The sequence below is a fragment of the Lactiplantibacillus garii genome (assembly GCF_003885105.1).
GTDB lineage: Bacteria > Bacillota > Bacilli > Lactobacillales > Lactobacillaceae > Lactiplantibacillus > Lactiplantibacillus garii.
Window position 1 is genome coordinate 1 of sequence record NZ_QWZQ01000060.1, and the last position, 11,511, is coordinate 11,511.

The following is an 11,511-nucleotide window of genomic DNA, read 5'->3' on the forward strand; positions in this document are numbered from 1 at the left end:
CTATTATATTTTAACGGTTAACTATTGATAATTACTTAATAACCACTTGCACCGCTTTATTCACATCGTTCTTTTCCGCTTCCACCAGTGCCACGCGACTTTCGATGACCTTGGTGTCCATCTTGATTTCACGGGTCAAACCAGGGGTGTTGATCTTCGGTTCAAAGAAGGCTTTAAACTCTGCCAACCGTTCCTGGGTATGGAAGACGCGGGAAACCACCGTGATGTACGTGGTGAATTCCATGTCGCCGCCGACCGTGGCTTCCAACCAGCCCCAGTCGTTACGGATCCAGTCCCAAGCCAGTTGTTCGCCAGCATGGTTAGCTAAGACGCCCCGGAACCAAGCCCGCAAGTCTTGTGGCTTAATCGTTTCGGCGTCTTCAAACGCTTCAATAACTTCGCCCAGTAATTTCTGATCCGGCGTAGCCGTCAACGCGTCGCAAATGTCGGCCTTGTAGCTGGCATCGGACGTCTGCCGGTAAGCGTTCAACAACTGGTCAAACAGCGTCTGGTTACCAAAGTTTTTGACTTCGTTACGTAAAACGAAGACCCGGATATCGGCGGGTAAACTTGGTAAGTCGTTCTGGTTGCCTTCGAATAGTTCGTGGGCGGCTAAAATGGCGTTCTGATTCTTAGCGTACAGTGCCGCGCTCAAAACGTACGGCCGGGTCAGCTGGTCATCGTAGGATTCACCGGCTTTAGGCGTCCAGCCTAAACGTTCAACCTGCTTAGCACTTAACTGGTCATAAAGAGCCTGCAAATGCTTTTCTTCGTCAGAATCCGGCATCACGAATTTGCGTAAATTACCGGCCAACTGGTACAACGCCGCGTTAACGACCGTGGAATGACTTTCCGCGAAGCGGGCCAGTAACGGTACTACGCTGGCGTATGAAATTTGCCGGCCTTCCGCTAATAACCGGAAGTCTTGGAGTAATTGTAACTGATCGATTGGCGTTAAGTCGTCGACGTGGTTCAAGATGTCGTCCATTAGCGTTTGGTCGTACTTCACGATAAAGTGGGAGTTATTGCCAACGTTCAAACGGAACGGTTTGCCGTTTGCTTGCCGCAGGGCTTGGTAGTCGCCTAAGTCAGCGGATTTATCGCTGAAAATGGCCGGTGCAGCGGCGTAGTTACTGTTTAACGGCAACTTCCACGAACGGCCGATTTCCTTACCGTCACCGATAAAGAACTGTTGCTGAGCAATCGTTAAATGACCGTCCTTAACGGCGGCCGTGATCACTGGGTAGCCCGGTTGTTCCAGCCAAGTGTTCATGATGTCGCCCACTTGGATGCCGGAAGCGTCGCCAAGTGCCTGCCATAAATCGTCACCGGTAGCGTTGCCGTACTTGTGATTAATGAAGTACTGCTTCAAGCCTTTCCGTAGAGCGTCGTCACCGAGCATCCCGCGGACCATTACTAACATCCGGGCACCCTTGGCGTAAACGATGGCGCTGTCGAAAATGGAGTCAATTTCAGCCGGGTCTTCCACCTGCACGTGTACGGATTGTACACCGTCAGTCGCATCCCGTTGCAACGCCATTGAAGCTTCGGACGTTTGGAAAGTTTCCCAAATGTGCCAGTCGGGTTCGAGGGCGTCGATGGCGACGTATTCCATCATGTTAGCAAAGCTTTCGTTAAGCCAGAGGTTGTCCCACCACTTCATGGTGACCAGGTCACCGAACCACTGGTGCGCCAGTTCATGAGCAATCACGGTAGCGACCCGTTGTTTAATTTCTAAGGCGGTGTTATCGGGATCTAACAGTAAGTAGGCTTCCCGGTAAGTAACCAGCCCCCAGTTTTCCATGGCGCCGGCGGAAAAATCGGGTAAGGCCAATTGCCATGAATGTGGCAACGGGTACGGCGTTTGGTAAAAGTCTTCGTAAAATTCAATCGAACGCTTGGCAATGTCCAACGCGAAGTCGAGTTCGTTGGCTTTGTGGGCCTTGGTTCCGAAGACGCCGACCGTTACACCGCTCTTGGTCTTAGTTTCTTTACCCTGCAATTCACCGAAGGCAAACGCAATTAGGTAAGTTGACATCCGAACGGTCGTGTCAAAGTAGTGCACGCCGTCTGCTTCCCGCTTTTCGGGCATGTTACTTAAAATCGTTTCGCCAGCGTGTTCGTCGTATTTGATGGCGAGGTCAAAAGTAGCCTTGGCTTCCGGTTCGTCGACACACGGGAAAGCTTGCCGGGCCGCGGTCGTTTCAAACTGGGTCCCGATGATCTGCTTCTTTTCGCCGTTAACTTCGTAGTAGGACGGGTAAATTCCCATCATGCTGTCGGTCAATTTGGCACTGTAGTCAATGGCTAAGATCACCTTTCCCGTTTGTGGGAGGCTGATCCGAATCCCTTGAATCGCATTGTCGACGCTAAACGGGACGTCCTTGCCGTCAGCTTGGACGGTCGCAATCGTTAAGAAGTTCTGGTGAATCAAAACTTCCTTCGTTTGCGCGTCCCCGGTAATGGTTGATTTCCCGGAAAACTGTTTCTTTTCACGGTTAATGTCGATATAAATATCATAATGTTCTGGTTGGAACGTTTCGTAAAAATGAGTTGTCTCTGCCATGATAATCTCCTCGTTTTTTAAGAATACATTCATTATACGACAACTGCCTGCAGATTGCGCTATTGCTGGTTTTAATCGGTGAGTAATTCAAACGCATGCCACCATTCTACTAATTATCGTTTTGATAATAATAGTCATCCAATGTATAGGTTGTTATCGACAATGTGCCACTTTTTTCATCCAAAATAACGTACTACCCGCAACTAATTATTTTTTCTTTCAATTAACCGTGTGCTACCCTAATTTTAGGGGAGATGAATTTCATGCAAAAAAGTTTACTCACGGGAATGTCACTGCTCGTTCACGGAACTACTGCGCTAGGTGTCAACACAACCAATGACCGCAAGCGCACAAAGCGTTCATCAAAAAATTCCAAAGGCTTACCGGGGTACGTGGAAGTTAAAACACGCTAGCAATTTTAAAATAAAGAAGCATTCCAAGCTCATCGTTAAGTCCCGTTACGTTAAGGGGCCGCAACCAATTGGCACTTTTAAGGGACACAAACTTGGCGTCCATAAGGGCAAAAAATTTGTTTCATTTTATTTAATCAACAAAAAGGGCCATCAAGTTAGCGAATCCACAACGATGCGTTTGACCCATTACAAACACAAAAAGGCGCTTGCCGTCGGTGTCGACGTCAGCACCCTATACTTCACGAAATAAGATAACCGCGGATTCTCATTTTAACGAGAACCCGCGATTTTTTAATCCACTTGATTTGGCACTAGTACAAACCGCTGCCGGTAATCCTCCCCGGCCTCCAGCGCGGCGTGCACGGCACTTGCCTGCGCAAACGACCGGCAGGCAACCTGGTCTTCCAGCAGACGGCCCCGCTGAAACTCCCGGTTTAACCAGTTAGCGGCCGTACCGAGTTGAGCACCGGTGGCGTGACTGATAACAAAGCCGGCGATGCGTTTTTGGGCCATGTAGAATGGCCGGACCGCGAAGTTAAACTGATTATCCCGCGGCGCGGTAATTAACGTTACCTGCCCGTTTAAGCGCAATAAATCCAGGTTAGTTTGCAATGGTACCCGGCCCGACGTATCGATCACGTGGTCAAACTGACGGTCAGCAGTCTGCAACGCGGCGGCAAAGTCGGCGTGGTAATCCAGCGTTGAGTCGCTTCCCAGTGCCCGACAGCGTTCAAAGTCGGCCGGATTCGACGTCGTGGTGACGCTGGCGCCCAACTCGTGAGCCAGCTGAATGAACTTGCGGCCCACGTTACCAGCCGCGCCCTCAATCAAAATGGACTGGCTCGCCGTTAAGCGCATCACGTCGTTTAAAACGATGGCTGCGGTCGCCGCCGAATGGACGGCAGCCACTAACTGCTGCTCATCCACGCCGGTAGGCACCGGGTACAAGCGGTCGGCGTCAACGGCCACGTACTCGGCAGTCGCACCCATCCTGCCTTCGTAACCGGCGGAATTGGTCCACACCCGTTCTCCCACCGTAAACCGAGTTTCCCCAGTTGGTACTTGGGCAACGGTGCCCACCAAATCACGTCCCGCCACGTGTGGCTCGGCTAACGGCGTTTTAAACGCGCCACTGCGCACAAAGGTATCCACGTGGTCGACCGCCACGGCGTGTACCCTTACCAAAACCTGATTAACGGTTAACGGCGGCACCGGCAAAGTTGCCGTTCGAAGAACCGTGGGGTCGCCAAACTGATCAAAAATAACTGCCTGCATCGTACTTTCCTCCCTTTTGACTAGCATACGCCTAAATTATCAGGACTGGTAATTGGGGTGTTAAACGCGTGAACAGACTTTTAACGCCAAAAATAGTCGGCGCTCGAATTACGAGCTAACCGACTATTTAGTAATTGATTTCTAGTCCACTTCCACAAACTTACCGCTGCTCTGGTCGTACTTCGCCAAAATATCGTTAACGTTATCGTAACGGTAAGTAGCGGTTAGCTTATTGGTGTCGCGGTCGTATAGCTTGATTTCGTAAACGTCGGTGTGCGGCTCGCTTTCCGTGTAGGTGTAATCGTCAGTATCCACCCCGTCGGCGTCACTGATGCGGTCCACCGCCGTTTGCGCCGGACTCGTTAAGTGATCGTACGAGTTCCCGGTATGTTTCTTGACCACGCTCGGAGCTTTTGGACCGGCCGTCGCCGTTTGCGTGTCTTCGTCCTTAGAACTCGTGTCGTCCTGGGAACTGGTCTTAGTTGCCACCAGCAGCTTGATCTTCTGGTTAACGTTGGCCTTCCCCATCAAAACGGCGTCCTTGCTGGCCGAATCGGCACCACCGACCAGCTTAAAATGGTAGGTCCCGGGCATTAACGGCCCGGCCGTATAGTTTTCATGACTATACTTAGTGGTCGAAAGCTTGGTCCCGTTGGCCTCAATGTCCGCGTTTTTTAAATTCGTCTCAATCTTCGGGTGCATCGTCGTGACCTGTAACTTGTAGACCGGTACGACTAACAACTGGTGACCGGCCGTGACCACTTTAAGCGTATGGTCGCTGGTGTAACCGTTGTGCGGCAAGTCCGTTTGGGCGTCCTGCGCGTAGGACGAATGCTGCTTAACGTAGGTAGCGAGTGGCGCCACCGTCGTTTCGTTGATTTTCAAACTTGGGTCGTCACTGACCAGGCTCTTGGCCAGCGTCGCCTTGTCGCCGTCAACTAACGCCTGGGTGATTTTAGCCACTTGCTGCTGCTTGCTAAACGTCCCCCGGTAAACCAGCGCGCCGCCCCCCAATACAATGACGAGTACCGCGACTAAAATAACCCATTTAAGTCCCGACGGCCGCTGCTTTGGCGAAATGGCTTCCCGTGACTGCCGCGACGGACTAACCACCGTAGATTGCGGTTGATTAGCACCCCGCGTAGTTGTTTTTTCAGCTTCATGACTAGCCACATTCGACTGGGCATTCGCCGTGGTCGCTTCCGGTAACCGCTGACCACACTCCCCGCAAAAAACACTGCCCGCCGCGTTTTCGTGGTGGCAATTTGGACAAATTATCATTCGTTGTCCCCTCCTTTTTTCATAACCTGGTGATTAATCACGCTGCTGACCAATCATGATATTTTCCCGCCGGCACTTTCGCAAAACTAGCGGGCCCGCGATTGGGGCAAGAAGTCCCGCAATGAGGACCCCACCAACCATGGTCGCGATTACCTTACCAATCACGGACCAGAAGCCGCCAAAGTAATACATGTTATTTAATAACCGACCGATGAAGCTTTGTAAATACCAGTACCGTGAAAACGGGTAAAAATACGCCCCGACGACCGTTAAGAAAACGTGGAGTACCATGAATACTAGCGTCAATACCGTTTGCATGGGACCCGGCGTTGCTAACGGTTCCAGGAAGAACGCGCCTAAGATCAAACCGTACATGATCCAATCTAAGACGGCCATAATTGCGACCTGAAGATACATCCGTTTCCGGTAAGCCGGCATTAAGTAGTCGTAGTTCCGTTTAACGTTATTAACCGTTTGTTTAAAATTACTATTCTTGGGTGGTTGCACGTAATGCTTCTTTTCTGACATCTCTTTTTTACTCCCCCTAAACTTGCCGTTATTGCTGGGCGTCAGCTAAATCCTGCTCAGTGATCTGCGATAAATCCGCTTGCGGATTCTTGGCTAACCGTACCGCCATCTTACGGACCACTTGTTCATTCAAGTTGCGAATCCAGCGCCCATTGCTGTGATCGTTATCCACTGCAAAGTTATGGTCAACCAACGCGGTATAGGCCGCCGCGTCTACCCGGTAATTCTTAGCCTTTAAGTCTGACAAACCAATGGCAACCAGCTCTTTTGGTGTATAGTCTTCAAACATAAAGCGGTTCGGAATCCGGCTGCGCAGCCCGTCGTTCATCTTTAAAAACTTCTCCATGTCGTCCGTGTAACCGGCAAAAATAATGACGATGTCACTGCGGTGATCTTCCATAAATTTCAAAATTTCGTTGATGGCTTCCCCACCAAAATCTTGAGCACCACCAGTTGCTAAGGTGTAGGCTTCATCAATGAAAAGCACCCCGCCCACCGCGGACTCGAGCACTTTGCGCGTTTTGATCGCCGTTTTACCGATGTATTCACCAACTAGCTCCGCACGGGAAACTTCCACGAAGGTCTGCTTGGCGATGATGCCCTTTTCGTAAAGAATCTTTCCTAAAATGCGGGCCACCGTCGTTTTCCCGGTCCCCGGATTACCTAAGAACAGGGAGTGTAACGTCATGGCCGAGCTATCCAGCCCCTGGTCGCGCCGTTTTTTATTCATCTCCGCGATGGCGATAAATTCGTTCACTTCGTCCTTCACGTTTTGAATTCCAATCATTTGGTCCAGCTGTTCCAACGCGGGTAAGTCACCGAAGTACTTAATTTCACCCTGGTGGTCGGATAACAGTAAGTAGCCCTGTTCGTCAGTTACAAATTGGTCCTGTTTTTGATCATACTGGACATAACTTAAATGTTCAGTATTTAAACTCACGCTATGGTCCACCTTAATATTGGGTACCGACAGTATCCCGAAATTAAGCCTCTCAACGTCCACGACCGAGTTTTGTTCCGCGTATAAGTTAATCTTGCCATTATTGTGCCCAACCAAATAACCTTGCGAGCCGCTTAATTTGGACTTTTTGAACAACGCCACACTTTCCATGATGAACGTGTTATTCAGTACGGCCGTTGATTGGGTGGCGTGTAAAGAATCAACCTTACTATTATCCAGCGTGGCCGTCGCCCCACTCAGGCTGAGTGCCTGGTTCGTATTCGGCATTGCAATCGTCGTGTCCTTGGTACTCAACTGCGAGTTAACGATCCGCACACACGGAAAATAGCGCTTGTCGCCAACTTTGCCGCCCTGGATCAACGTATTAATCACCGTGACCTGACTCTTATTCTTGGCAAATAACGCATTACTTTCCCGATTCGTGATGGTCGTATCCTGCGTCCGTAACGTGCCGTGATCCATTGAAATGGTTGCGGCAATCGTTGAGTTTTGAGTTTCAAGGGTACTATTTTGCGCAAAAATTTGAAACTTGCCGTCGTGAAGTTTAGTAGGGGCGACTTCAACGTGGTTTAGTTTAACTTGGGACTGCCCACTGATAAAAATCACCGGGTAATTTTTCCCACTTTCAGCACTCGAGACCAAGTACACGTTGTCCGCAATCAGCGTAGCACCCTTTTTGACGGACAGACAGTTACTCTTATCAACCCGTTTTTGCACGCAAATATCTTTAAGCGTCACCGTAGCACCGTCGACCACGACGACCCCATCAATAACGTTAGTAAAGTTCTGACCAGTCTCGGTCGCCTCAACGTGCCCCTGAATAGTCAAATCCTTGTTAATCACGATTGATTGGTTATTTTGTTCGTCAACCGGACAGAAACCAGCCTGAATTTCAATCACGTCCCCGCTTTCCGCGGCTTCAAGTGCTTGATCAAAATCCCAAGTTGATCGCCGGCCAAATAGGTTCTTCTTATCAGGACCCACTAAGTAAGTATTCATCGTTTCCCTCGCCCTTCCATTTATTCCGTATCCTAGTCGCGGTAGTACGCCTCACTCGCGTAACCGCCCTGACCGCCGCCCATGATCAAACGGTCCTTTTTCACGTTTGAGTCATCGCCCTTTTCCGCTTTGACCCCCGCCGGCACGATCAGCAGCGGTTCCATCGTCATGTTACTAAAACTGCCGAAGCTTCCCTGAATCATCCCGTTGGTGACTTTTCCAGCGCCAATGACCTGTTGCTTACCGTCACTGCTTTTTTCTTGAATTACCGCGCCAGCGGCCAACGCTAACTGGCTACTCTTCGGTCTTTTCGCCACCCGGTTCGTGACCGTCAGTACTTTGCCGGCCGGGTTCTTCCAGCGACCGACCAGGCTGGAAAAATTATTATCGGCTAGTTGTGCTAAGTTTAACCGTTTCGTCGTGGTTTTAGCCGTCGACGGCGCGAAAATGGCGGTGTACTGCGAGCCGCTATCCCAGATCGTAATCAGGTCCTGAGTATTCTTCTTAGTATCCGAATTGAGCTTGATTTTATCGGTCGAACCCTTCGGATAAAAAGTGACCGCCCAGTTAACGCCAACTTTATCGGAATCGTCTAAGAGCGTAACTAAGCTGCCATGATCCCCTTTAAAATTAACCGAATGGGTATCGCCACCGTCATCGGTAAACTGGTCGCCACGCAACGTGACATTACCATCCGTAATAGTACTTTTAGAAACTGATAAGTGTTTGTCACCACCCGTTTTGTAGTGCACGCCCTTGCCGTCCTGGCGGTTATAAGTCATGGCGACTTGGTGCCAGTGGCTAGCCAGCCCACTGTAATCGCCGCGCTTGATTTGAGCCAGATTCATCGCAGTCCCCGATGTTTTAGTGGTTGTTTGGCTGGTGGCCGTGGCGGTTGAACGACTCGCCGCCTTGTTAGTCTTAGTGGTTGTTTTTCCAATCCGTTCGTGCGTCGCGCTGGACTTGCTGGCTGATTTCGCCTGATTTTGAGTTTTTCCACAAGCACTCAACGCTAGTAGTAACAATAAGCTGGTACTCATCAAAGTTATTTTTTTCATCAGTTACCAACCTTCGTATACTTAAGTCCGGCCGCTAACCAGAACGGTTTGATTTTTTGACTAGCCAGGTCGGCTAAGTTGGTGGTCTTTTGCACCACCGTGTCAGTGACCTTATGTACCGCGTCCGTCCCCTTAGCAGACGTAGATGTCGCGCCCAGTTTCTGACCACAGGTCGTACAAAATTCCTGTTCGGCCGTGACGGCTGCCCCGCAGTTGCCACAAAACTTGTGCCCAGCACCTTTTCCCGCGCCACAAGTGGTGCGATAAGTTTTACCATGCTCCATTTTATTCACCCCGTTTTATCCGTGTCGCTGACCATTGGAATGCCCATTGATCAGCTTTCGCTCCCTTTTCGTTATGCCGAATCACGTGATCTGTACCTCACCCCGTTTTGTCATGACCGGCCACTATACTTAATTGATTAACACAATTAAATAGATGATTTTTTATTTAACTATTAATATACCTTTATTATACCGAAATATTTCACCCGTGCCATCTTTGCCCGGTTAAATTATTCATGGCGCACGCTACCCAGTTAACATCAACTAATCTGGTAGTCGCTTTTCCTCCATAAAAAATGCCTCATAATCACTAGACTTTGGTCTAACAATTACGAAGCAATCAATAGTATATTTTGGATGCGTTACATGGCCTCGTTAGCCTTGTCTAACGTCGTACGGTCAACCGCAAGTTTAGCCTGTAGTTTGGCAACTTCCGCCGCTTGATTTCGATTTTGGGCAACTTCAAGCGCCCTTAAATCAACATTATAGGCGTACTGGGCCGCGGCCTGCTGGGCATTGGGTTTAATGGTCGCCTTAGACGTAATCCCGTAGGTCGGCTCAAAGTCGGCGTGATTTAAAATTAGCTGCGTATTAACGGTATCGGTCACACTGACGACGTGCACATCCGTTTCATAAGTCGTCATCGGGATCCCCGTTTGCGCCTCGTCGCGTTCAGCCACGGCCAACGCTAGCCCGTAGTTATTGGCGGAAATCAAAATCCCCTGAGCGTGCCCATAGTTTGAATTGGCATCACCAGTGATAAAGTTCGTCACCTGATCGTAAATCATTTTATACAACTCGGCTTCCGAGTATAAATAATTCTTCGTAAAACTAGTTGCCCCAACGCCAAGGTTTTCATAAAAATTGAGGGTCGGGTGGGTTCTAAGTCCGCGGGCCTTTGCCGCCGCGTTGATCACCGGTAAATCATGACCGTACTTGGACCACTGATAATTCCCATAATGTTGCGCAATGTCCTTAGCAAAGGCAATGTCGTTGGTATTAACGTAGGCCGTATCGCGATAACCCAGGTCCGTTCTGGCACCGTTCACCAGTTGCATAAAGTATTCGTTTAACTTAAGCAGTTCTGAATCCGGCAGGTTGGCCGTATTGTATTGATGGGCCGTGCTCAAACCACCGGCGCTAAACTGATTCAGTTGGGCCTCACTCTGCGCCAAACCATCTAGTGTTTTTTTGGCCTGGGCTTTCTGGTTCGCGTCGTTAGTCGTGGTGTACGTTTTAAAATTCTGAATCCAACTGGTACTCAACTGAATGTGCTTCGAATACTGCCCCTGTTGGCTCGGAGTCGTGGTTGGCGTTTTAGGTGTCGTGGGCGTCACTTTAGGCGTGGTCGTCGGCTGGGTGACCTGCTTAGCGGGCTGACTCGGTGTTACCTTTGTTTGTGGTTGCGTTGCCGGCTTGGCAGTAATGGTCGTCGTCACTTTTACCGGTGTCTTCGTGGCAGCTTTGCGCTTCGCCTTCAAGCTGTGATTCCAAACCCAGCCCTTTACGCCGTGTGAACTAGTGACGTAATAATACGTCACGGCCTTGCCGCGCTTGTAAACCGTCCGGCGTTTCGTTGCTTTATAGGTCTTACCAGCCACTAACGCCCGCCCCTTCGTGAATTTAACGTAGTTGCGATTGCCTTTTAGTTGGTAAATTTTGCCCTTCTTAGCCCGGACATACCGCTTCGTGGTCATTTTTTTAGGATTTGTCATTTGAAAGTTACGACCGGCTTTTAAATAACTGCGCCGGACCCAACCACGCGCATGGTTGCGCGCGTTCGTCACGTCATAATAAACCGTCTTATGACCGTGTTTGGTTAGCGTGACTTTGCGCGTCGCAACCCAGGTCGTTTTTTGATAACTTTTCAGCTTATGATTAGCCGTTAGTTTTAAATGCTTGGCCTTACCCTTGAAACGATACGACTTGCCCGATTTCGTCGTATAGTACGCCCGGTGCTTAATTTTAGTGATTTTCCCCCGGTGATACGTAGCACTGGCCTGCCCGTTGATGGGAGTAATGCCCCCAACCGTCACTACGGCAGCTACGGTAACGACTTTAATTAACATCCCTTTATTCATTTGCTTATCCCCGCTTAAAATTCTTTTTTGTTTAAAATGATTACATGCCTTTTAATTAATATAAT

Annotated in this window: 9 protein-coding genes; 1 reads left to right on the forward strand and 8 read right to left on the reverse strand. The window is 49.7% G+C overall.

What is annotated here, in order from left to right; all coding sequences use genetic code 11:
• Positions 1 to 31 precede the first annotated feature (31 nt).
• Complete coding sequence (locus D1831_RS12910) at positions 32 to 2,566, reverse strand: M1 family metallopeptidase (protein ID WP_125073280.1); 2,535 nt, start codon at positions 2,564 to 2,566, stop codon at positions 32 to 34.
• Positions 2,567 to 2,902: 336 nt separating this feature from the next.
• On the opposite strand from D1831_RS12910, the gene D1831_RS12915 reads away from it, so the two are divergent.
• Positions 2,903 to 3,229, forward strand: a complete 327-nt coding sequence (locus tag D1831_RS12915; protein WP_125073281.1) for a hypothetical protein — start codon at positions 2,903 to 2,905, stop codon at positions 3,227 to 3,229.
• 41 nt (positions 3,230 to 3,270) lie between these two features.
• Here D1831_RS12915 and D1831_RS12920 read toward each other — a convergent pair whose 3' ends face one another.
• The 7 genes from D1831_RS12920 to D1831_RS12950 all read right to left on the reverse strand — a co-directional run bounded on the left by D1831_RS12920 (position 3,271) and on the right by D1831_RS12950 (position 11,446).
• On the reverse strand, positions 3,271 to 4,254 hold the full coding sequence (locus D1831_RS12920; protein WP_125073282.1) for an alcohol dehydrogenase catalytic domain-containing protein: 984 nt from the start codon (positions 4,252 to 4,254) through the stop codon (positions 3,271 to 3,273).
• Between the two features lie 141 nt (positions 4,255 to 4,395).
• Positions 4,396 to 5,535 (reverse strand): TcaA second domain-containing protein, encoded by a 1,140-nt coding sequence (locus D1831_RS14690; protein WP_225422894.1) that lies wholly within the window; start codon positions 5,533 to 5,535, stop codon positions 4,396 to 4,398.
• Positions 5,536 to 5,568: 33 nt separating this feature from the next.
• Complete coding sequence (locus D1831_RS12930; protein ID WP_125073283.1) at positions 5,569 to 6,063, reverse strand: hypothetical protein; 495 nt, start codon at positions 6,061 to 6,063, stop codon at positions 5,569 to 5,571.
• 28 nt (positions 6,064 to 6,091) lie between these two features.
• The gene (locus D1831_RS12935) at positions 6,092 to 8,023 is read right to left on the reverse strand and encodes an AAA family ATPase (protein ID WP_125073284.1); all 1,932 of its coding nucleotides are present in this window, start codon (positions 8,021 to 8,023) and stop codon (positions 6,092 to 6,094) included.
• A gap of 32 nt (positions 8,024 to 8,055) precedes the next feature.
• Positions 8,056 to 9,081, reverse strand: coding sequence for a DUF6287 domain-containing protein (locus D1831_RS12940; RefSeq protein ID WP_125073285.1), 1,026 nt, complete (start codon positions 9,079 to 9,081; stop codon positions 8,056 to 8,058).
• A complete protein-coding gene (locus D1831_RS12945; RefSeq protein WP_125073286.1) occupies positions 9,081 to 9,365 on the reverse strand; it encodes a zinc ribbon domain-containing protein in 285 nt (94 codons plus the stop codon). Before D1831_RS12945 ends, D1831_RS12940 begins: the two co-directional genes overlap by 1 nt.
• 362 nt (positions 9,366 to 9,727) lie before the next feature.
• Complete coding sequence (locus D1831_RS12950; RefSeq protein WP_125073287.1) at positions 9,728 to 11,446, reverse strand: SEC10/PgrA surface exclusion domain-containing protein; 1,719 nt, start codon at positions 11,444 to 11,446, stop codon at positions 9,728 to 9,730.
• Positions 11,447 to 11,511 lie beyond the last annotated feature (65 nt).

Excerpts from the sequence above, each read along its gene's own strand:
- D1831_RS12940 (WP_125073285.1), bottom strand. The coding sequence starts at position 9,081 with ATGAAAAAAATAACTTTGATGAGTACCAGCTTATTGTTACTACTAGCG.
- D1831_RS12920 (WP_125073282.1), bottom strand. The coding sequence starts at position 4,254 with ATGCAGGCAGTTATTTTTGATCAGTTTGGCGACCCCACGGTTCTTCGA.
- D1831_RS12945 (WP_125073286.1), bottom strand. The coding sequence starts at position 9,365 with ATGGAGCATGGTAAAACTTATCGCACCACTTGTGGCGCGGGAAAAGGT.
- D1831_RS12910 (WP_125073280.1), bottom strand. The coding sequence starts at position 2,566 with ATGGCAGAGACAACTCATTTTTACGAAACGTTCCAACCAGAACATTAT.
- D1831_RS12930 (WP_125073283.1), bottom strand. The coding sequence starts at position 6,063 with ATGTCAGAAAAGAAGCATTACGTGCAACCACCCAAGAATAGTAATTTT.
- D1831_RS12935 (WP_125073284.1), bottom strand. The coding sequence starts at position 8,023 with ATGAATACTTACTTAGTGGGTCCTGATAAGAAGAACCTATTTGGCCGG.
- D1831_RS12950 (WP_125073287.1), bottom strand. The coding sequence starts at position 11,446 with ATGAATAAAGGGATGTTAATTAAAGTCGTTACCGTAGCTGCCGTAGTG.
- D1831_RS14690 (WP_225422894.1), bottom strand. The coding sequence starts at position 5,535 with ATGATAATTTGTCCAAATTGCCACCACGAAAACGCGGCGGGCAGTGTT.
- D1831_RS12915 (WP_125073281.1), top strand. The coding sequence starts at position 2,903 with ATGACCGCAAGCGCACAAAGCGTTCATCAAAAAATTCCAAAGGCTTAC.